The sequence below is a fragment of the Paraburkholderia franconis genome (genome assembly GCF_009362735.1).
Taxonomy (GTDB): domain Bacteria; phylum Pseudomonadota; class Gammaproteobacteria; order Burkholderiales; family Burkholderiaceae; genus Paraburkholderia; species Paraburkholderia franconis.
Window position 1 is genome coordinate 17,109 of record NZ_WHNP01000025.1, and the last position, 21,547, is coordinate 38,655.

At 60.9% G+C, this 21,547-nt stretch carries 19 protein-coding genes and 2 pseudogenes; 9 read left to right on the forward strand and 12 right to left on the reverse strand.

The genetic code is table 11. The features are described from left to right. Nucleotides 1-104: 104 nt before the first annotated feature. Nucleotides 105-455: a hypothetical protein gene (locus GCT13_RS24610; protein WP_193727750.1), complete on the reverse strand. Its 351-nt coding sequence runs from the start codon at nt 453-455 to the stop codon at nt 105-107. Nucleotides 456-1,161: 706 nt separating this feature from the next. Here GCT13_RS24610 and GCT13_RS24615 point away from each other — a divergent pair. Continuing rightward, on the forward strand, nt 1,162-1,410 hold the full coding sequence (locus GCT13_RS24615; RefSeq protein ID WP_152762533.1) for a hypothetical protein: 249 nt from the start codon (nt 1,162-1,164) through the stop codon (nt 1,408-1,410). Nucleotides 1,411-2,063: 653 nt separating this feature from the next. Here the strand turns inward: GCT13_RS24615 and GCT13_RS49450 are convergent. The 4 genes and pseudogenes from GCT13_RS49450 to GCT13_RS24635 form a co-directional block, all read right to left on the reverse strand. Further along, nucleotides 2,064-2,579, reverse strand: coding sequence for a hypothetical protein (locus GCT13_RS49450; RefSeq protein ID WP_227746986.1), 516 nt, complete (start codon nt 2,577-2,579; stop codon nt 2,064-2,066). Between the two features lie 965 nt (nt 2,580-3,544). After that, a pseudogene (locus tag GCT13_RS49455) lies at nt 3,545-3,742 on the reverse strand (MFS transporter); the annotation flags it as partial. A gap of 342 nt (nt 3,743-4,084) precedes the next feature. Next, nucleotides 4,085-4,252 carry a hypothetical protein gene (locus tag GCT13_RS49460; protein WP_227746987.1) on the reverse strand — a complete coding sequence of 56 codons (168 nt, stop codon included), beginning with the start codon at nt 4,250-4,252 and terminating at the stop codon, nt 4,085-4,087. After that, nucleotides 4,249-4,806, reverse strand: a complete 558-nt coding sequence (locus tag GCT13_RS24635; RefSeq protein WP_227746988.1) for a phosphatase PAP2 family protein — start codon at nt 4,804-4,806, stop codon at nt 4,249-4,251. The genes GCT13_RS49460 and GCT13_RS24635 overlap by 4 nt, the downstream gene beginning before the upstream one ends. A 940-nt stretch (nt 4,807-5,746) precedes the next feature. Between GCT13_RS24635 and GCT13_RS24640 the strand changes: the two genes are divergently transcribed. Then, complete coding sequence (locus GCT13_RS24640; protein ID WP_321574600.1) at nt 5,747-7,306, forward strand: hypothetical protein; 1,560 nt, start codon at nt 5,747-5,749, stop codon at nt 7,304-7,306. Nucleotides 7,307-7,423: 117 nt separating this feature from the next. Beyond that, nucleotides 7,424-7,690, forward strand: coding sequence for an alpha/beta fold hydrolase (locus tag GCT13_RS24645; protein WP_152762539.1), 267 nt, complete (start codon nt 7,424-7,426; stop codon nt 7,688-7,690). Between the two features lie 89 nt (nt 7,691-7,779). Here the strand turns inward: GCT13_RS24645 and GCT13_RS24650 are convergent, their stop codons facing one another. Beyond that, nucleotides 7,780-8,808: an NHL repeat-containing protein gene (locus GCT13_RS24650; RefSeq protein WP_152762541.1), complete on the reverse strand. Its 1,029-nt coding sequence runs from the start codon at nt 8,806-8,808 to the stop codon at nt 7,780-7,782. Nucleotides 8,809-9,896: 1,088 nt separating this feature from the next. On the opposite strand from GCT13_RS24650, the gene GCT13_RS24655 reads away from it, so the two are divergent. From GCT13_RS24655 to GCT13_RS49475, 4 genes and pseudogenes are all read left to right on the forward strand, one after another. Then, nucleotides 9,897-10,184, forward strand: a complete 288-nt coding sequence (locus GCT13_RS24655) for a hypothetical protein (RefSeq protein ID WP_152762543.1) — start codon at nt 9,897-9,899, stop codon at nt 10,182-10,184. A gap of 34 nt (nt 10,185-10,218) precedes the next feature. Further along, nucleotides 10,219-10,944, forward strand: a complete 726-nt coding sequence (locus GCT13_RS49465) for a hypothetical protein (protein WP_227746989.1) — start codon at nt 10,219-10,221, stop codon at nt 10,942-10,944. Between the two features lie 75 nt (nt 10,945-11,019). Further along, nucleotides 11,020-11,130: pseudogene (locus GCT13_RS51265) on the forward strand (hypothetical protein); the annotation flags it as partial. Between the two features lies 1 nt (nt 11,131). Further along, the gene (locus GCT13_RS49475; protein WP_227746990.1) at nt 11,132-11,338 is read left to right on the forward strand and encodes a hypothetical protein; all 207 of its coding nucleotides are present in this window, start codon (nt 11,132-11,134) and stop codon (nt 11,336-11,338) included. A 409-nt stretch (nt 11,339-11,747) separates the two neighbouring features. Here GCT13_RS49475 and GCT13_RS24665 read toward each other — a convergent pair whose 3' ends face one another. From GCT13_RS24665 to GCT13_RS24690, 5 genes are all read right to left on the reverse strand, one after another. Next, nucleotides 11,748-12,446 (reverse strand): OmpA/MotB family protein, encoded by a 699-nt coding sequence (locus GCT13_RS24665; protein ID WP_152762544.1) that lies wholly within the window; start codon nt 12,444-12,446, stop codon nt 11,748-11,750. 58 nt (nt 12,447-12,504) lie between these two features. Further along, complete coding sequence (locus GCT13_RS24670) at nt 12,505-13,269, reverse strand: flagellar motor protein (protein WP_152762546.1); 765 nt, start codon at nt 13,267-13,269, stop codon at nt 12,505-12,507. Between the two features lie 76 nt (nt 13,270-13,345). Next, complete coding sequence (locus GCT13_RS24675) at nt 13,346-14,581, reverse strand: Crp/Fnr family transcriptional regulator (RefSeq protein WP_193727755.1); 1,236 nt, start codon at nt 14,579-14,581, stop codon at nt 13,346-13,348. A gap of 320 nt (nt 14,582-14,901) precedes the next feature. Continuing rightward, on the reverse strand, nt 14,902-15,090 hold the full coding sequence (locus tag GCT13_RS24680) for a hypothetical protein (RefSeq protein WP_152762550.1): 189 nt from the start codon (nt 15,088-15,090) through the stop codon (nt 14,902-14,904). A 909-nt stretch (nt 15,091-15,999) separates the two neighbouring features. After that, nucleotides 16,000-17,043, reverse strand: a complete 1,044-nt coding sequence (locus GCT13_RS24690) for an NAD-dependent epimerase/dehydratase family protein (RefSeq protein WP_152762552.1) — start codon at nt 17,041-17,043, stop codon at nt 16,000-16,002. Nucleotides 17,044-17,102: 59 nt separating this feature from the next. Between GCT13_RS24690 and GCT13_RS24695 the strand changes: the two genes are divergently transcribed. Continuing rightward, nucleotides 17,103-18,266, forward strand: coding sequence for an RtcB family protein (locus tag GCT13_RS24695; RefSeq protein ID WP_152762554.1), 1,164 nt, complete (start codon nt 17,103-17,105; stop codon nt 18,264-18,266). A gap of 921 nt (nt 18,267-19,187) precedes the next feature. Here GCT13_RS24695 and GCT13_RS24700 read toward each other — a convergent pair. After that, complete coding sequence (locus GCT13_RS24700) at nt 19,188-20,132, reverse strand: LysR family transcriptional regulator (protein ID WP_152762556.1); 945 nt, start codon at nt 20,130-20,132, stop codon at nt 19,188-19,190. Between the two features lie 163 nt (nt 20,133-20,295). Between GCT13_RS24700 and GCT13_RS24705 the strand changes: the two genes are divergently transcribed. Further along, nucleotides 20,296-21,513, forward strand: coding sequence for an FAD-dependent monooxygenase (locus tag GCT13_RS24705; protein ID WP_152762558.1), 1,218 nt, complete (start codon nt 20,296-20,298; stop codon nt 21,511-21,513). Nucleotides 21,514-21,547: the final 34 nt, after the last annotated feature.

The window sequence follows — 21,547 nt, forward strand, 5'->3', positions numbered from 1 at the left end:
CCAGCTACATCGGACGCATCGCTAGCCGTTTCCGACGGCCGGGCCAACTGTTTCGCCGGTTGGCGCTCGCAGTAAAGTATCGGGGCTTCACGCAATTCATGCTGTTACCCGCCCTTGGCGGCGAGCACCGGCCGGCTGACCGTCGCATCGAGCGTCGTCGCGACGGGTTCGCTGGACACTGCCGCTCGCGCACCCGAAAGTTCCAATTCGGGCCACAAGCGTGGCGACATTTCCTGACATGCCCGGCGAACGTCGGACACCTGCTCAATACCCTTCCTGACTACCGCTTCACAGAAGACAATGCGCGTGCAATAGTAGTCTGCCTCCATGCGGGCATCGAGAATAAGTTGCTCGGCCCGATAGAGTTTCACGCGCAACTCGCGCAGCGCACGATCAGCCAGTCTTTCCGGGTCAGCGCACTGATGCGATGCCCAGCGTATCAGCCATTTCAGCATCGTGAAGCCCTCCTCCTGCCATGTCTGTGCGGTGTGTTGAAAAGCGCACGCTGTGCCCGTCAGCCACCGCTTTAGGCTATCAGAACTTCCGGCGACGCTTCTGTGACCCGACCCACATGTTGTGAAATCGATACCTGAACAGCTTCACCATGATAGATGCGGCGGCTCCGCTGTTTTCACGTCGACCTGGCGCCGGTCTCCGCTAGAACACTCCAGACGTCGCGCATTACCGCGGACTGCGCGCCTGGCATTGCCGCATTTGTCTTCGCCGCGCTATGCACCCGTCCCTCGGGCTGGCTAACGGGCATCCGGTTGCGAGACCGTGCCCGCCCTGACGGATGCAAACAGCTGCGTTCGCCTGACGACGGCACCGTTCCGTTGCCGACCAGGTGTTTTTCCCAGTATTGCTGTGACAGGATTCTGCCGTTACCCGCTTCAGGATCAGAAGGAAAGAGTCGAGGGTGCGAGCGATAACGTTTGCGCACGAACGGTAGCGACCGCTTTTCGCCAGCACGAACAGCATCCGGGCAACCTCAATCGCCGTTCCCGACGATCCACCGGACGGATCGTGGGGGCGCTGTGCATCGGGACGTCTCCTATGTGCACCCCGCGTACGATTCGACGGGCGGACGGTCCACGCCAACCGCACGCCGAAGCGTCGGAGCCGGCATACATTCATCGCTTCAGAAGTCCGAAGGAGGGGAATGTGAACACCATGAAGACCGAGATTGGACAACTGGCAAAGGCCGTCAGCGCCCTGACCTCATACCCCCGACTTGTCCGTCGCGATTACTGGATCGCGCAGATCGAAAACCTGCTGGAGCAGCGCGAGATATCGGCGTCGGACAGACAGCGATTGGATACGCTCCTCGATCTGCTACGGAACACACCGGCGGAGCGCTTTGCCACAGCAACCGATGACGAGTCCATTGGCAGTCTGGAAGCCGTGTGCTGACAGGCAGGAATGGTTCTGGCCACGCAAGCGGTCGCTGTGATCCGCCCGTTGATTGCCCGCAGGCACAACGAGCGCTGGCGAGCGCTTTCAGCGGCATCGCATTTTGAGAGAGAAATCGAATGCCTTCCACCATCACGCTCGGATTGGCCAGATGGCCGTCGAGGTTCAGACTTCCAGCGGTCGTTCTTTTATGTAGCACGGGACTCCTTCTTCTCGGAGTGTCAATCTTTGGAAGAGATAGTTTTGTCCTGGGTAGAGTGCCAACGGCTGTACTCGCAGATGCGGATCGACAGGTTGCGCAATACGGTCCCGCTCTGGTGGGAAGCACGTGCGCAATCGATGGCACCGTGTCGAGAGACTCCCGCGGTACCTTTCTCATGTGCTGGAAGCACATCCGGGCGAAGCCGTGACAGAACGCTCGCTCTGCGTGTCAGTTTTTTCGCGTTCCGGGAGAAGCGATCCACGGTCGACGATTGTGAACGTCGTCGTCTGAAACGTTGGGCGCTGGTATGTCAGTCCGCTGGCAGCAGCGCCCCTCCGGATCTGGGCGCCCGGTGGCGGCGACGCAGTAATCCACCGCCGCTATTCGACCGGAGTGCGTGGCACGCCTTCAGATCAGAGAGCCGGTTGGGCCTGCCCTCCATCTCACACCATTACGGCGTGCGCGGAAAATTGAATGCGTCAAACAGGTCATCAATTGCGGGTGCATTGACGGGCACATAGGGATGCGTCTGCAACTGGATCGGATTGGGCAGATTGTCGCGGCTTCTCTGCGTGACCGGCTTCAGATGCCAGTTGCGTTCGATGAACTTCACGATCGACACGTGATCTGCGTACTGGTGCGCGACGCGGCCACCACGCGAGTATGGCGGCGGCTTGCCGTTCGAACCGACGCCCACCGACGTCTCGACCCATGCGAACAGATCCATCTGGCAACCGCTCGGATTATCGAGCGTGGCTTGATCGATATCGCAATCGGCCTGTTGCAAGTTCTGGTAGAGGCGGTGCACCGGGCTGTTGATGCACTGGCCATAGTCGGGACCGACGCGCGAGATCTGATACGGTCCATTCGGCAGGTTGTACGTGTTCGAGCCGAAGCGCGTATCGACGCTATGCTGCAGCAAGCCGCTCGCGCCAGTGGTCAGGTGCACGACATCCCACGGCTCCATCGTTGAGCCCTCGGCGGCCTGCGCCGCGGCGAGCGTGGCAAACGGCGGTGGACTGGTATCGCTCGGCGCTTGCCGTACTACCGGTATTCGGTGCTGGCAGGACGGTATATGGTTGCTTGCCGCCCGGCGCTATCTCGAAGCGCTTCGGGTCCGTAGCACCGGACGTGTATTGCTGCGCGGCCAGTGCGAAGTTCGGGCCCGGGAGGCCATCGGCCGTGATGATGCTCTTCAACCTTCGACAGCAGGTTCGAAATCGTCTGCCCCCGGCGCGGGTGTAAGCGCCGAATACGTGCTCGAACGTGCGTTCTCGCTGACGACCACGATTACATGCTTGATCGGCGACGCAGGGTTCACTGCCACAGCCCGCTGCTGGCCTGCTGGCTGTGCGCAAGATCTGGCCAGACGGCTGCGGCTGGCGCAACGGAAAGAGTGCCTCAAAGCAGGCCGCCTTTAAATGCGGTTGTACCAATTACATTGACGATTTTTTTCACGAATGCCTCCATGACGTTGCCCGGATGAGCACGCGGTAATGCGGCGTGTGGAAATGACGGGCAGCCTTGCGTGAAAACACTGCCTCTCTCTTGCAAAGCGTTACGAGACGGGAGGAAATTATGGGGCGGCAATAACTGTAAAAAGCAAAAAAATCGATCTCGTGTGGATTCGCTGACGGATTACCTTCTACGACTCATATCGCATAATTCACTTGCCGTGATGGACCGGGGACAGTGCTGAGTATCTTGCCGACGCTGGGGAGCGATGTCTTCCTCGTCTTTGCCATTGCCGCCTTCAAGCGTATGGGAGGTGGGGAACTCTACCGCAGCCTGATTGCAGCAACCTGTTACGTGCGCTACGTCATCGACGTCTGGACCGCAGGCGCACCTAGTCCAACCTGACAGGACCTCTCGACGACCGCGAGCCCCACTGCGTCGAATGGCCGAGCCTCGGCAACCAGGCGAAAGCGACGACGCGTCGACAAAGGTCGGGGCCGCCTGACCCGTCAAGAAGCCGGCGCACACCATGATGAAGCCGGACCACGACACCGGACGCCCCGCCAGGTGCGGCAGTCTGTCCACAGCGCCGGCCTGTCCGCAAGGCTGATGGATGCCATGTCCGAGGCTATACACTGCATGGCCCAGCAGCGACGAAGCGGTGCCGGGCAGCAACACCTGATTCGCACCCGGCACCGGAGCGAATGCGGCATCGGGCGGCACGACGTTTTTTGCACAAAGGGACGCAACCGGTAACACTGCGGCAACGTTTTAATCCGCGGCATAGCAGACCCGTCGCACTGGTTAGTGCTGCCAACAAAGGAATTGTTCCACAGATCGCCAAGGCCCATCGGCAAATGGACACCCGCTCGTCGGCCGTTGCGGCCCCACAAGCCGCGAGTAGGCGATCCATCCAGCTTTAAACGCCTTCACACACCGATCAGGTGCCACGCGCTGCGTGCGAGTGTGTCCAACAGGGGGCGATGAGCGCCCTCCCCTCCATATCTTCCCGACCAGCTACATTCCATGTATCAGGCCGTGCGCCAACACGCGCAGCTCCTGGAACTGTGTCGCCAACTCGAAACTAAGCACGAACGCGGCGCCATAAAACACGCCGGGATAGTGCTGCGCGAACGCCAGTATCGGTGCGGCGATGCGCGTGCGTATCGCCCTGGCGTTCATCACGGTTGCGATGCCGATGCCGAGCGCCGCACCCCGGCCAGCACGTCGGTCGGGTAGTGCAAGCCGAGATAGATGCGCGGCAGGCCGATCAGCACCATGGCGTGCAAGAGCGCGTAGATTCCCGCGGGCCGCGAAGCGAGGAAAATGCCCATGGCGATCGAGCACCAGAGCATGGCGTGATCGCTCGGAAACGCACTCCATGTTCGCAGCACCGGCTCGTCCACGTTGGCCTCCGGAAAGAACGGACGCAACGCCGGTTCATACATCGGCCGCAGGCGAAACGGCAGGTAGTGCGCAAGCAGGCGGCCGGCCGCCAGCGCGATGAGGCCGCTCGCGACGGCGATCACGACGAGTTCGCGATGGTGTCGCCGGGCGGCCTCGCCGTCAGGTCCTTCCGCACGTTCGGGCCTGAACCAGACCCACCACAGCAGTGCAACCAGCACCACGCCCTTGGGCAAGTATGCGTTCACGACCGCTTCAGCTACGGGGGTGAAGCCTTGAGAGTGAACGGCTACTTTACTTAGGGAAGCGATGAGCCACGTATCGATGACGTTCATTTGTCTTTGCTCCCCTATGTGCGGCGATCGACACAACTTCATCGTTGGCCGCAGCCATTGTCACGACACGGCATCGCGGGCATCGCTAGTGCCCGGCTACGCGGCGAAGTGCTCGAGGGCCGGTAACGACAATCATCGTATTGACCCGAACACGCGGTATGTGCGCTGGCGCGTAGTGTTCCAGCGAATTGCCGGATCCCCCCGCTCAGGCCTCTTCCAGAAGCATTCCCGCCAAACGCCGTTCACGGTTGCCAGCAACCGCTGTTATGGCTACCGTCACCGCCACCAGCACCGTCGTTTCCCGCCTCCGGATTCACTCGTTAATTGGCATTCAAATACCGGGTTGTCTCACTGGCGCAGCCATTGTCCGCCGACGGCCAGGCTCACCGGCTGCTGGCCACAATGGCCGACGAACAGCAGGCGAAGCGACATGGGTAGATGGCCCCCGCCCGCCCTCTTGCCAGCAGCCTTGCATACCCGTCGAATCGCCCTCGCATGTTGTTGGACGATCGTTACGTCACCCGATACGGCGAAAAAGTAACCTCCGATCGCTATTTGTCAGAAGGGTAAACCTATTTTGCACCTGCCCTAATGTCCCGCCGGTTTGTGCCGATACCCAGGTATGAGTTACTTGATGAGAGATCGGGGGGCGAAGCATAAATTACCGATCGCTTTTCCCTTGCCAATGCGCCCGCTCACGGCCAAGGCGGGCCAGGTGACGGTCGCTCCGCTAACCGAAATTCTTAAGACAGGCAGTTCGATAAGAAACGCGGCGCCTCGGTAACACGTGGAGTCGCTGACAGATCGATCCGTACCGCAGGCACTTTATTCAGGATACCGAACCATACGGCAGATTCACTTTCCGTCACCTGTGTCACGCGTGTGATTCGGGCGATTACCTACTGACTTTTGCCGGGTCCTCCGGCTGTGGATTATTTCTGTGATCAATCGACGACAATTTCTCGGCTGCCTGACGGCGGCGGCAAGCAGCTATGTTCTGGTGGCGTGCGGGGGTGGTGGAGACGGCAGCGATACCCCTACGCCTGGTGGCAAGAAAAGTTCAGTGACCAGGGCGAGCGCGTCGCCCTCGGCCAACAGCACGACGGTCCCGCCTGCGGCGTCCATTGTCGACAGTGCCGGCAATGTGTGGACGCTCTCGAGCGGGTATATCTACAGGAATGGGACAAAGGACCCGTACTCGTACAACGTCACCATGCTGCTGTGGTTCAGCGGCAGCGTCTACCAGGAAAACACGAGCGGCAATTTCTATCAGTGGACAGGGTCGACATGGGTACAGTGTCTCGATCCGCGCCTTGGGGGCACTTCCGCAGACGGCACGGCGATTCCGCCTGCCTCCTACATCATCGACAAATCCAGCAACATCTGGACGGTTTCGAATGGCTATATCTACAAGAACAGCGTCAAGGATCCCTATTCCTACAACGTGAGCCTGCTGCTGTGGTATGGCGGCATGATCTATCAATCGGGAACGGGCGGGCAGTTCTATGTCCTGAGCTGCGCCGGCACCTGGTTACCGTGTGCGGACCCGCGTATCGCCGCGGCGGCGACACCGGGTGCGTTCTACGGCATCAACGGGCACTACGACTATCCGTTTACGCCCGCTCAGGTCGTCGGCGCACTGCGTACGCTGGGGTGCACGACGTATCGCCTCGGTTGCATTAACACGCCGGCCCAGCTGAACCCGGTGGTGGCCATGGCAAGCGCTTTCCAGTCCGCTGGACTGACGCTTTTCACCCTTGTCAATTATGGGCTCCACGACGCGAACGGCGTGCTGTACACGAGCGAAGCGGCGGGCTACCAGGCTGCATTTGCAGGGGCGGCGGCAATTGCCAGGGCCCTGGCGCCGTATGGCGTCACGATGTACGAATGTGGCAATGAACTCACGCGCGATCCGGCGATCATCATGAACTCGGCAACGGCTGGAACAGGGCGCGCCGACTTCAACAACACAAACTGGCCGATCATGCGCGGCGTCATGCGCGGCATGATCGATGGCATCAAGTCCGTGCAGCCGAACGCCAGGTGCGGCATCAACTTCTGCGTGGCAGATGTTGCTGCTTCCGACATGCTGTGGGATGGCCTGCAGCCGGATGGAACGGGCGGCTACCCTCAGGTGCGCTGGGACATCACGACGTGGCACAACTATCAGGCGTACGGCGATATCTTCAACGTGGGCACAGATGGCGCCGCCCCAGGCTTCAACCTGCCGGTCTATTGCAAGGCGCGCTATGGCGTGCCGTTCATGATTACCGAATGGAACGCCAGCCCCGAAGATACCGAAACATTCCGCGCGAGCTACGTCACCCAGCAACTCGGCGAATTCTATGCGGCGCGCAAGACGGATGCGATCCAGTCGGTGATGTACTACGAGCTGGATAGCGGTGACAATACGTACGGCATCCTGACGAACAACCTGGTACCGATCCAGCCGACCTGCGGCGCGTTCCAGAGCTTCGTCACGGCGCATCCCGACACCTGAGCCGAATTGCGGGCACAACTGTATGCGCTTTAAGCGCGGACCATCTCGGGCCAACGCGCTACGACCGCTCGATTTGCCGACCCGGGTAATGTGGGGTGCCCACGACCCTATATTTCCGTGGATTATGCCGAGCGACAGCGCGAGGTCTTTCCCAGTGCCGAGGTGTTGATCCTGCGGGAGAGTGGGCACTGGCCTTTCATCGACGATCCGGACGCTGTTGCCCTCACTATCGTGCCGTTCTTGCGCATGGCAGTTAGCTGTGGACTAAAAACGGTCAGTGCTGAACCAGCATCGCATCGGACGCTGGCGAAAGTGACGAGCACGGTGGCGGCTATCTATCAGACTTCGGCCGTTGGTTACGAGGCGTTGATCGTCGCCTCCTAACCTTGAACAGAGCTTCAGATTTACCCAAGCGGTCGTTCGACGCTTGAGGTCCGCGTTTGACCGCGTTATTTGCCACCGCCTCGTCCGTTTCATTGAGCATCGTCATTTGCATTCTGCTGCCCGCCTCCGCCCGAGCGGACCGCGATCCCTCCGAAGGTGACTGGACCGGGGGTGGAGTCCTCGATGACCTGAGACGGCGCCACATTGCCCCTTGCTCCCGGCGCGAACGCGAGAATGCGCAGGTTCGGCTCGGCGACGAAGAGCCGCCCGTCCGAGGAGATGGCGATCTTGTTTCCCGGCAAGCCGGGGCCAGTGATTCCTGTGGCTGGACCGCTGATTGTCCGTACCGGCGCCACGTCGCCGTTCGCCTTGGCGGCAAAAACGCTCACCTGGATCTGCGTCAGATCCGTGCTCGTGTTGTAGACGAACAATTCGTCCGTACGAGGATCGACAGCGATCGACATGTCGTTCCGTGAGAAAAACACTCCCCTCCCCGAAAGCAGCCCGGTTTGGGGACCCGTGATGCTGCGCAGAAGCGGCGGGGCGGTGATGCTCCGGCTCGTGCCAAACGTGTCGATGATCGCCGTCCCCTGTATGTCATAACCCGCAACCAGCAGATTATCGTCGCTGTCAATCGCGACGCTCTCATACTGGCTGATAGTCGGATCGGTAATGTGAATCGGATTGCTGACAGGCCCAGAGGTGTTCGCGAGCGCGACCAGCACCCCCGCCGTCGAGGGACGAACGCTCATGACGAAGTCGTTAAGGTGGGAATCCACCGCGATGCTGACCAGATCATTCGTATCAAACATGAACGAGCGACTGGGCGCCTCATTGCCCTCGGCCTTGCGCGAAAAGATGTCGATGGTGCCGTTAGTAAGAAACTGCGTGACGTGAAAGGACTTCTTTCTGTCGATCACCGTCGCGCCAGCGGTCATGAGGGTGGTGTGCGGCCCCTGCAACACCTGGCAGGGCTCGGTCGCTCCGTTGGCGCGCAAGGAGTAACCACGAATCTGATCACCGAGCACGAGGAAGACAGCGTCGTTGGGGCAGGCGGCGTGCGCCAGTTGAACCCCGAACAGCGTACTGACGACGGCGACACATAGCGCGAGTTTCATGACACGCCTCCTTGGTCATTGTGCGATGCGCCGATTAAGCATAGATCGCCGAACGGAGTTCCGCGAGGTGGAACCTGTATTCTGGCGGGCGCCGCGAGGGGAACACCCATCGCAATCGAACGGTAGTTCGACATGCTGACGTGTTATGGCCCGATGTCGTATATGGATGACCGTTTTTTAAACGCATGTTGGCCGAACCCGGAAGATCGTCGCCTGCCGACGATTCGCCCGCACTTTTGCCGTGCCGAACTTGTCGCTGTCGCGAGTACTGGAACCGCGAGGCCGATCACCGCAATCTGCATGGTGCCCAACAACAAAAATCTCAACCAGGTAACCCAGATCTGGGCGTGACGGAAGTCGCCCCGAAGTACAACGCGTCGCAGCAGATTCCCAATGTTCCCTTTACGTCGACGAGGCGGAGCAACGGATACGTGGAAAATGGCGCTTGCCGCGCAACGGCCCGTCGTGCTCGAAGTGAAGTCCGATCCGGTAGTGCCCCCGTTACCCCTCAAATGACGACACTGGCGCAGGCTCGAACGATTTCGCGGGACGTTGATTGAAGCCGATCCGAAAGTAGCAAGCACGAATGCCAATACGACGTGTCAGGTGTTGGGCTCGGTCATCCCGGGCGGGAATGAATAACGGCACCGGTTACGCCCGTGATGCACTTGCGTTCGCGGGGATTGTGCCCAGTCGTCGTTCGTCGACGTGTTCGCCATCCCTACGCCTCGCGACGCTGATGAAGCGCGAACCTATTGTTCAAGCGGTCGGGCTGTCATGGCAGGCACTATGGCAATTTTTCTGTGCCAGCAACTTCGCACTGGTGCCAGGATTGGGGGTTCGCAATTCTTGTCAAGCGCTTCCGAAATATCGACCATTCAAAACGCGCGGCACGATCGTACCGTTCGTTGCTGTATGCGTTACGTCGCGGGTTATAGGGTAACAACGCCCCCATTGTCCATCTGTGCGCGATGACCCGGAGCCAACGCTGACACACGTTATGGCGACCTCATCCAGCGGCCGCCCCATCCCGATATGCTCGCGCGTGAGACCGGATCTGCCGTGTCCAGAAGAGCCCGCCACCTTCTATGAGCAAGCAGAATGCGCGCATTCATGCGCAGAACCTCGCCAACTTCGGCGTGCTGCCGCTCGTGTTTGTGAAGCCGGAGGATTACGAACGTATCGAAGCAGGTCAAACGGTACGGCTCGATGAAGTCAGGCATCGGCTCGCTGAAGGCAGGGAACTGCACGCCGAAGTCGACGGCGGAAAGCTGGTTTTCGCGGTTCGCCACTGCCTGTCGCCGCGTCAGGTCGAGCAGGTGCTCAAAGGCGGTCTCATCAACTGGATGAGGGATGCGCTCGCACAGCGAACGTGAGTATCGAGGCAACGCCGACAAGCAAGAGACGGTCATGAGACACGAGATTCAGCGGGCACATCACTATCCCGAGGTCGGGGTGCCACTGTTCTGGCCGTTCGGCCTTGCACTGGAGCTTGAAGAAACGGCCCCGCATACCGTAGAGAAGGCGGTTCGGTTCATGCGCGAGATCGAGAAGACCCAGGTGAGCCGTGCCGCGCCGCAGTGGGCAACAAGAAACCGGATCGCCCTCGATCTGCCCACGATGGCGCTGCGCGAATTCTCGCAGGGCAGTTGCGTACCCGTCCTGGTGCTATGTCCATATGCCGGCCATTCATCGACGATTGCCGATTTTCTCCCGGGCCAGAGTCTGATCGAAACGCTGGTGAATGCAGGCTGTTCCAGCGTGCTCGCGACAGACTGGCGAAGCGCGACGCCGCAGATGCGCTTCTATAACATCGGCAACTATCTCGCGGAAATCGATCTGTGCGTGGATGAGCTCGGCGACCGGGTCAACCTTGTGGGCCTCTGTCAGGTGGCTGGTGCGCGGCGATGTACGCCGCGCGTTTTTCCGGGCAAGGTGGCGCGGCTCGTGATCGCCGGTGCGCCGATCGATACCGATGCCGGCGACGGGGTAATCACGCAGGCGGCACACGCGCTGTCGTTAAGCTTTTACGAAGATCTCGTTCGGGGGTGGGGATGGCCTTCTGAAAGGCGCGTACATGCTGGAGGGCTTCAAGAACCTGCAACCTGTCACGCAGTATTTTGGCAAATTTGTTGAACTCTACGAACATCTGGACGATCCGAGCTACGTGATGGCTTCGAACAGTTCGAGCGCTGCTACGAATACACGCTTGACTTGCCGGGCACCTGGTACCTGCAGGTGATCGACCAGCTGTTCAAGCAGAACCGCCTGGCCAGAGGCGAGTTTGTGGCCCTGGGCAAAAGGTTGATCTCACGAATATAAAGTGCCCCACGTGTATCTGCTTGCCGGTGCGCACGATCACATTACGCCGAAAGAGCAGGTGTTCGCCGCGAAGTTGCTGCTTGGCACGGAACCCGCAAACGTGCAGGAAGCCGTTGCCAACGGTGGCCATATCGGACTTTTCATGGGGCAGCGGGCACTGCACGAGAACTGGGTTCCGATTGCGCGCTGGCTTGCGCAGGCACGCTGAGCGCGCGGTTTTTCGTATGATCCGCGCGGCGGTCATACGGAGCGCGAAGGGAGGTCGAAATGGCCACACCAGAATGACGGGCAGCACAGGACAGCGTGCAATCAGCAGGCAGCCAGATTGGCTCGACATCACCTCGCCTCATCACGTACCTGCGCGCAGGCTGCTCGCCAAACGACGAAGGCGATGGCACTGGCTTCCTCAATCGCGCCCAGATACGCGTATGCAATCCGGCTCATCGGCAAGCGCGTGAAGGCCTGGCACGTCCGACGTACTACGCCGTCACGTGGGCTCCCTTTCGGTTGCCTGTTTGCTGTCGTCCTCTACGTACTCTGATATTGCTGTCTGGGTGTTCCAAACACCTGGTTCATGTACCCGCAATCGCTGGGAGCCAAACGGGATTGCCTCGCCCCTAGTACTGGACGAGAATGGTCACACGACGGTTCATTGAGCGTGCAACGGGATCATCACCTACGACCAGCGGAAAGTTGTCGGCCCGTCCGACAGCCGCAAGGCGACGTGGTTCAACACCCCTGTCGACAAGAAAACGCACGACAGCTCCCGCCCTCGCCGACGACAGCTCCCAGTTCGATGCGTATCGCACATTCGAAATGGGCACGCTATCCGTGTGCCCTTCGACGAGCACGTTGCTCTCCGTCTGTTTGCGCAGGATCGTCGCTATCTCATCGAGCACATCGGATGACTGTGATAGGAGGCGCGCGTCGCCGGAATTGAAGAGAACACGTGCATCGATGCCGATCTCGACTCCCTGCACGTCGTTCTTGACCGTGATCTGCCGCTTGTCCTTGGTCGTCTCGAGCCGCAGCAGCAGGTCCTTCCTGGCGGCCTCCCGCCCGCCAGCGACCGCGTCGACGCCGCCCGTCGCCACTGCGGCCCTGTCGTGACTGGCGTGCGCCCCCAGAGACTTGATTTCGACTTCTCTGGTTTTGGCAAGCTGCAGCACGTAAAGCGCAAGGAAGAACACCATCAGCGTAGTGATCAGATCCGCATATGAGAGCAGCCAACGATCCGAACCTGCGTCGGAGTCGGCATCCTCGTGCTGGCCGGATGTCTTGGCGGCTTGACGCCGGTAGCCGTATTGGGTGTCCATTGACTGAATACCTTTCTTCGAAGTACGCCCGAATGCAATAGTCGCGTCGTCCGTCCTGTCAGGCGAGCAGCTCCGCAGCCCGCCTGCGGACATCCCCTGCCAGCCGCGTCTCGATCATGTGCGGCGATTCCTTGCGCGAGATCGCCAGCAGGCCATCGAGGTACAGGCGGCGGAAGCGCAGCTCGCTATCAATCTGCGCCCTGATCTTGCCGTGCAGCGGCAGAAAGACGAGATTCGCGGCGGCCAGCCCGTATACCGTCGCCACGAAGGCGACCGCAATGCCCTGCCCTAGTTCGGCCGGTTCGAGTATGTGCCCCGTCACCTGGATGAGACCCAGCACTGCGCCCAGGATGCCGAACGTCGGTGCGTAGCCGCCCGCCTGCTGCCAGATGCGCGCTGCGGCCATGTGGTTGCGCTCGTATGCATCCAGTTCGCGCTGCAAGGCATCCTCAAGCACCGCTGTAGGGACGCCACTGGCAAGAAGCTCCAGGCCTTTCTGCGCGAACGGGTTGAGTCCCCCCGTATCGATCGATTCAAGCGCGAGCATGCCGTTGAGCTTGGCCTGATCGCCCCACTCCAGCAACAGCGCCAGGTTCTGCCGGTCAACCTGTCGTGCCTTGAGGAACGCAAGGCGAATCTGGCCTACGCCGTCGAAGAATCGCGCCCACGTGTTCTGGATCATCACCGCGGCCAGCGTGCCGCCCAGAACGATGACGAGTGCCTGCGGCTGCAGCAGTGCAGCAAAGTGCCCGCCCTCGAGCGAAAAGCCGACAACGATCGCGGTGAGCCCCAGCAGAGCGCCGAATAGTGTGAGAAGGTCCATGAGATCCTCGATGAATTGCGAAGCCGTGCCCGCATCCGGGAAGGGTGCGCTCGTCGCCCCCTGTCTGCCAGTACGCTCAGACGCCCAGACCCGGAGCCGGCCCCGCGACCGAAGCAGACGATCGGATCGTCCGTACGGTCTCCAGGAACCGCTGTTCGATATCGCCGACTTCGACGGGGTCGATCTTGATGTCGCGCCGCATGACCCAGGACACTTCTTTCTTTCGCGCCTCGGTCATCACGCCCAGCAGGCGGTCTGCAATGGACTGATCCGGCATCGCGACGAGCATCTTGGCCAGATCGTAGGTGTCAAAGGCGCTCACCGCGTCGAACAGCGAGCGCTGGTCGACGAATTCGAGATCTTCAAGAGCGGCGACCTCTCCCGGCGCGCGGCGCGCGGGCCGGGAAAAATACGTAATCCCTTTTTCTTCCACGTAGTTCAGCACCTTTGTCTTGCGGAAGGCAAAGACGTCTTCGGCAATTTCGGCCCGGGAAAGCTTGTTCAGGATCATTTTCCTCTCGACGCCGATCAGTGCCTCAAGGTCGTTCAGTTCGATCAACTCGAGCTCGCTCGCCACCGACACTTCCAGATCCTGGTCCGCGACGTTGTGCGCACGTTCGGTGATCCGCTTTGGATCGAAGGTGACGAGTTGACGGTCCGATGCGCCTTCGGACGCGTTATGCCTGGTGGCCGCTGAACCCGTGAATTCCGAGCGGCCGGCTTCCATCGAGATCAGGTTGAGTTTTTCCATGCGCCTGAGCATCACCATCACGTGAAGACGCGAGTGCCCTGCGATGGCGCGGCACTTCTTGATCACCTCACGCAAAGGCACCGAGACTTCTTCCGTCTGGCTTCGCCAGCCGCGCTCGGCTTGCGCTTCGGCGCCGGCCATCAGCGAAAGGACATGGGCGTAGGAGATCACGCCCGGCATGAAGTCGGCATGGGTGTAGGTCGCGAGCAGATCGTCCTTCTTTTTCACGCGGCGAATCATCGTGCGCACAATGTGCCTGAGCAGCGGCGAGACACGTTCGAGCTCTTCCTCGATCACGCGTGCATTGACCACTGTCAGCTGACAGAACGTCAACGCTTTTGCCGTGTTCCCTCGCGGCTCGGCCGGAAGCAGCGCAGTCTCCCCGAAGAACTCCCCTTTTCCGAGCGTGGCGACGATAACTTTCTTGTCCTCGCACTGCGTCGAAATCTCGACCTTTCCGTCCGCAATGACGTACATGACGGATTCCCCGCCAAATCCTTCGGAATAGATCACCTCTCCCGGTGCCGCCGTTCGCGACCAGGTTGATTTTTGCTGTTGCAATTTCATACCCCGTTAACGTTTGCCGATGCGCGCCGACACCGCCCATGCAGGGTTTCGACGCCGCCGAATAGTGACTAGTTATCGACAGGCTCGGTCCCATCTTTAGCGTCACGAGCGACGATTTCGAACCTGTGCAGGCGTTACCAAACGTCGCCGAAAGAATGTCCTGGCGCAATCGTTTGCGCGACTCCGACTGTTGCCGCGGCGCGGACAATAGTAGACAGGTGCATTTGCGTGATGGAGGGTGCGTGATGACGGCGCACCGCGATATAGAACTTTACAGATGGTGTGGGCGGGCGGATTCGAGGACAGCGACGCAGTCACGTTGCCAGAACGTCCAGCAACTCCTCAATGCTCATGATGCGGATACTGTCTTCGAGCAAACCCAAAAAGACCTTGTCGTACAGGGTCTCCTGGTCGCGAACCGATAGATCGATGCGCGCGGAAGCTATGGCCAGCGCAGCACTGTGAGCCGACTGGAGGGTCTGTAGGGACGTTCTCTTTTCCATGCCTGTATAACGGCAGGGATGGGAAGAAATGAACCCTGCCCTTCGGTGACCCACAGGATAACGGCGTTCGCAGCGGTCATGCGTATCAGCAGTGAGTCCGAGCACATAATATTTTCGACCCCGATTCATCGTGGATATATTTAGTTTTCCTGTCGTATAAGGCCGTGCGCCACAGACGACGGGCTCGATCAGTGATCTACTGGAGCGCATTGGCGCCAACCGCCATCCAGCCTGGCGCATGGCAATGGCCATTTCCATCGTTAGGCCGACATGTGGAGAGGCGGACTTCGAAAGAGGTAATCCGCATGCGTCGATACCGCACCCTTTATGTTGCGCCTCCCCTCCCCCTTGCATAGGCTCGACCGCTGCTCGGCCTTTATAGGTCACTCGGGTACCGGCTCCCCGGCCATCTCCCTGGATGACGGTGATGGCGATCAACCAGGCCGACGCTACTAAACAGTTCGCCGTCTAGCCCTTCACGTCAATTCCAGTCGCCATCCAACATCATCGGCTTCGACCCGCTGCGCAACCGCATCTCTTCGCCCTCGATTCAGATCGCGGCGTCATAGGCGTGCTGGAACTGGATTCCGACGGCCTGCAAACCGTCTGAACCGCACAGCAACGCACCACCGAATTCCTTGCCCTGATCGGCCCGCGCGAATGCCGCGTTGTAGTGGGCACCGACATCCCAGCGAACCAGGCGATAGGCTCGAACACCGAGGACACCGTCGTCTGGCGCGAAGCCGAAACCGGACGCGAACTGGCCCGATCGGAACTGCTTCCTGTAGTCGATACTGGGACCATGATCCGGCCCGGCTGTGCAGGGCGAAGGTATTCCATGGCGCAGGAAGGGAGAATGGCAGCTATGCGACCTGCCGATTGGAGTGCGCAGCTTGACGGAATCGTCATTCAGCGACCGATCAAACCTTCCTGCTTCATCCAGGCGAGGGTATCGGCAAGCAGCGTACTTAACGGTGTTTCGACATAGTCCAGTTCACGCTTTGCTTTTGAGGAATCAACGCGCAGCGTTGCGCAGACGATCGCCGCACCTTCGGGTGTCACGTCGGGTTCCTTACCCGTGACCCGCGACCATGCATCGGCGGCGCGAGCGAATGTCATCAATGCCCACGCCGGTGTCGCGGCTTGGGGTGTGCGCTTGCCCAATGCGGCACCCACGCGGTGCACGAAATCGACAAAACTCGCATGCTCGCCGCCGAGCAGGTACGCCTGGCCGAACCGCTGTCGCTGCCAGGCACGCACCTGTGCGCCGGCAATTTCCCGCACATCGGCAAATGACCCGCCGCCGGACGGAATGCCGGGAAGCTTCTCGCGGTCTACCAGCATGATAAGGCGTGCCCAGTTGTGACGGTCGCCTGGACCGAGGATGTGCGACGGATTGAACACTATCCACGGCAGGCTGGCGTGGCGCACCGCCTGTTCGCTCAGGTATTTCGTGCGCTCGTAGTTGATCCAGCTTTCGACGTCGCGCTGCGGTATCGACTCGTCGAGCGTCCGGTGTTCGAGATGCGAGTAAGCGGACACAGACGACGTGTGCACAAACGCCTGCACGCCCGACGACTCGGCGGCACGCAGCAGGTTGCCGGTTCCCTCGACGTTGGTGGCTGTTTGCACCGCTGCGTGAGCACGCCACATGCTGGTGCTGGCCGCTGCATGGAATACCGCCTCACACCCGTTAAGCGCCGTTTCCAGAGACGCTACGTCCGCGAGATCGGCGCGGACCGGAATGCCGCCCTGAGCAGCGATGGCGTTGTCCGATTCCGCCCGACGCGACAGCGCGCGCACTTCGCAGCCCGCCGCGCGCAGCTCGCGCAGCAAATGTCCGCCCAGAAATCCGCTTGCGCCGGTCAGGAATACGGTCGCCATCTTCGTCCCGGAGTCTTTACACCGTGCACAAATCGCGAAAAAAGAAGGGAACGGCGTCTGGGCTTCCATTTTGCCGTGGGTCGCGGGATTCAGGGTATTTCGATTCGTAACCGTTGAGTCCAATCAAGATGTGGACACGGGGCGTCGTGATTGAGGAGGCGGCTCGCCGGCAACTGAGTAACACGGCCCGCATGCCGTTCGTGTTCAGGCACGTCGCCGCAATGCCGGACGTGCACGTGGGCAAAGGGTCGACGATCGGCAGCGTGATTCCGACACAAGGCGCGATCATCCCGGCGGCGGTGGGCGTCGACATCGGCTGCGGAATGATGGCAGTTCGCACGACGCTGACGGCCGCCGACCTGCCCGATTCGCTTTCCGGCGTGCGCGGCGCGATCGAGCGTGCCGTGCCGCACGGCGGTGCGCCGGGGCGACGCGACCCGGGCGCATGGTCGCGTCCGCCACCCGCCGTCGACGACGCCTGGAGGCTGCTGGCGCCCGGTTTTCAGCGCATCGTCGACAAGTACCCTTCCCTCGCGCGCACGAACAACCACGCGCACGTGGGCACGCTCGGCACCGGCAATCACTTCATCGAGGTATGTCTCGACGAAGATGACGGCGTCTGGTTCATGCTGCACAGCCGATCGCGCGGCGTGGGCAACGCGATCGGGACCCTCTTCATCGAACTCGCCCAGGCCGACCTGCGCCAACACCTTGCGAATCTGCCGGACAAGGATCTCGCGTACCTCAAGGAAGGCAGCCGACACTTCGATGACTACGTGGAGGCAGTCGGCTGGGCACAGAACTACGCGCGCAGCAACCGTGAGGTCATGATGAATGCCGTGATCGACGCGGTGCGCTCGATTATCGGGAAACCCTTCACCATCGACGAGCACGCGGTGAACTGCCACCACAATTACGTACAGAGGGAACGGCACTTCGGCGCCGACATGTTCGTCACGCGTAAAGGCGCGCTGTCGGCGCGAGTGGGCGAGTTCGGCATCATTCCCGGTTCGATGGGCGCGAAGAGCTTCATCGTTCGCGGCCTCGGCAATGAAGAGAGCTTCTGCTCATGCAGTCACGGCGCCGGGCGCGCGATGAGCCGGAAGGAGGCCAAACGGCACTTCACGGTCCAGGATCAGATCAGCGCAACGGCGCATGTCGAATGTCGCAAGGATGCAGGGGTCATTGATGAAATTCCTATGGCCTATAAGGACATCGACGCGGTGATGGCCCAGCGGAGCCTGGTCGAGGCGGTACATACGCTGCGGCAGGTGGTTTGTGTGAAAGGTTAGGCCCTGATTGCTTTACGACCACCGCACAGGCGGCGATACCGGGTTTAATCCAGGCCCGACATGAGTAAGGAGGTCCCGTGATTGGCCGGGGCAACCCCGGCGCATTGTCGAAGGTAGTACAACCTGGACACAATACCAAACGCAACTTGCCCACAATGGCAACTGCCGTCGACTTTCATGCCACTCCTCGCGTGGGGCTAAGTCCAGGCGCCAACGGCCACACGCCGTTTTCGGCTACGACCGTGTTCCAACTTTGACGTCTTCATAAATCGACGCGAGGCGCTGGCTTGGAAAAATCATCACATACGGGGCCTCACACAGTGACGGGTCAATATCGGCTGGCAGGGCACCGCATATCGCATCCAGAGGACTTGCAATCGTGATGGTCCTGCCATCACGATTGCGTGTACAGGGCTACAGATGCTTCTTGATAGCTTCGGATAGAGACGGACGCCGTGAGTATTCTTTATAGAGTCCAGATTGCCGTGATGGTTTGCGGGGTTGCCGCCGGATGCGTGTCGCAGCCCATCGGGCCAGCGGTAGCCGTGAAGCCGGGGCGCGACAAGCCATTCACCGTCTTTCTGCAGGACGATTCGCAGTGCAAACAGTATGCGAGGGACCAGCTGGCGCGCGGCGGTGACGCGCGCGCTGCTAGCGATGCCCACGTGTCGCGGGCACAACTGAACATGCAGCAAAGATACGATCTCGCGTACCTGGAATGCATGCACGCCAAGGGAAATGTGGTGTCGGAGGGTGCAGCGCCAAGTACGCAGCCTGAATAAGCGACCTCGCACAGGACAACTACATGCAGCTACCGGGCGCCGGCGCGGGCGGCTTAGTTGGGCCCGAATCCAGTCAAACGTGCGTTGAGTTCGCGCGATCGCCCGTAATCGAAGCAGATTGGGCCATCCGACAAAACTATTATTTCTTTTGTGCGGACCTTGCTTTGCGCGCCTGCGTTCCCGCGTCCGTGAACAGATCGACCACCACACCGCGCAGCCAGCGATTCGCTTCGTCCTGGTGGGCTCGCGCGTGCCAGAGCAGATGGATCGGCGCAGCGGGCAGCGTCAATGGCAACGGGCGCAGGATAAGCGAGAACGGGATGGCCAGTTGCAGGGCAAGTCGCTCCGGCACCGTAGCGATCAGATCAGTGCGTTGCAGGATGAAGCCCACGCTCATGAAGTGCGGCACCGTCAGTCGCACCTGACGCCGTACACCGCGCCGTTTCAGCCATTCGTCCACCTGACCGTGGCCGGTGCCGGACGACACGACTACCAGGTGCTCGGCCTCGCGCCAGGCAGCGAGCGTGAGCGGCGCATCCTCGAGCGGATGGCCGTGCCTGAACAGACAGACATAGCGCTGATCGAACAGGCGGCGCTGATAGAAGCCACCTTTGAGTTGCGGCAGCAAGCCGATTGCCAGATCCACGCGGCCGTCGGCCATCTCGTCGCTCAGATTGACGCTCGAGTTGCGGACTGTATTGAGTGCGACACCCGGCGCTTCTCGCGACAGTCGCTCAAGCAGCGCAGGCAGGAACACGACTTCGCCGATATCGGTCATGCCGATCGTCATCGTACGCATGGCGCGTAGCGGATCGAAGCCAGACACGGGATTGAGCGCTGCATGCAGGGTGGCAAGTGCCTCCGAGACCGGTTCCGCCAGACGCAGCGCAAACGGTGTGGGAACCACACCCCCTGGCCCGCGCACGAACAGCGGATCGCCAATCCGGCGGCGGAGCTTGGCGAGCGCATTGCTGACGCCGGGCTGGCTCATGTTCATCTGTTCGGCGACAGTCGCCACACGCCGTTCCTGCATCAGCCGCTGGAAGAGCACCAACAGATTGAGGTCGATGTCACTCAGTTCCATGTCTCTGTCATAAACCGGTTCATTCAATCCAGTGATGAATCACATTCATTCCATCTTATTGAGGGATGAAGATCTAGTGCTGAAAATACTGACATGGCTCACGCATTCGACCCGCCGTCGGTGGGCGCCAGAGCAACGCGAACTGGATATCGGAGACACATTCATGCGACAGATGGACCTGAAGATTGCTATCGTCGGCGCCGGCATCGGCGGCCTTACGCTTGCGCTCGCGCTGCGCGAGCATGGAATCGATGCGCAGCTCTACGAGCAGACCGACGAGTTGCGCGAGGTGGGAGCGGCCGTCGCGCTCTCGGCCAACGCGACGCGCTTTTACGAGCGCATGGGACTACGTCCGGCCTTCGAAAAGGTCTGCGCGGAGGTACCGGGCCTTATCTATCGCGACGGGCGCAGCGGCGCGGTCATCGGCCATCATCGCGGCGCACCCAGCTATCGCGAGCAGTTCGGCGGCTCATACTGGGGCATTCATCGTGCCGATCTGCAGGCGGTGCTGTCCAAGGCTGTCGGCCTCGAGCGCATCAAGCTCAGCCATCGGCTCGTCGGTCTCGCGCAGCATCCCGATCGCGTGAGCTTGACCTTCGAAAACGGTCAGCGGATCGACGCCGACCTTGTGATCGGCGCCGACGGGGCGCGCTCGATCACGCGGCACTGGATGCTTGGCTATGACGACGCCTTGTATTCGGGTTGCTCGGGCTTTCGCGGCGTGGTGCCGGCGGAGCACATGGATCTGCTGCCCGATCCCGAGACCATCCAGTTCTGGGTCGGACCTGGCGGCCATCTGCTGCATTATCCGATCGGCGATAAAGGCGATCAGAATTTCCTGCTGGTCGAGCGTCATCCATCGCCGTGGCCGTCACGCGACTGGGTCCTGCCAGCCAGCGAGGGCGAGCAACTGCGCCTGTTCAAGGACTGGCATCCGGCCGTCGTGCAGATGATCACGGCCGTGCCGATCAGTCAGCGCTGGGGCCTGTTCCATCGTCCGCCGCTTGGCCGCTGGAGCAAGGGCCGCGTGACTCTAATCGGTGATGCCGCGCATGCACTTGTGCCACATCACGGCCAGGGCGCCAATCAGTCGATCGAGGATGCCGTGGTGCTGGCCGCGCAATTGGGCGGTGCAGGTCCTGGCAATTGGCGGAAGGCTCAAGAAGCCTACGAACGCCTTCGCAGGGGCCGCACGCGCAAGGTGCAGTACGCGTCGATCGCCACTGCGGACGTACTGCATCTGCCCGACGGGCCGGCCGCGCTGGCGCGCAACGCCCGCCTCGGTGCACGCGACAGCCTGCTGCATCACCTGGACTGGATTCACGGATTCGACGCCCTCACGGCAGAGCCAAACGAACGTCAGGGCGGCACCTGGCTTTGAGCCAGTCGCCCTCTAGCGATTTCTCCGCGTGTCA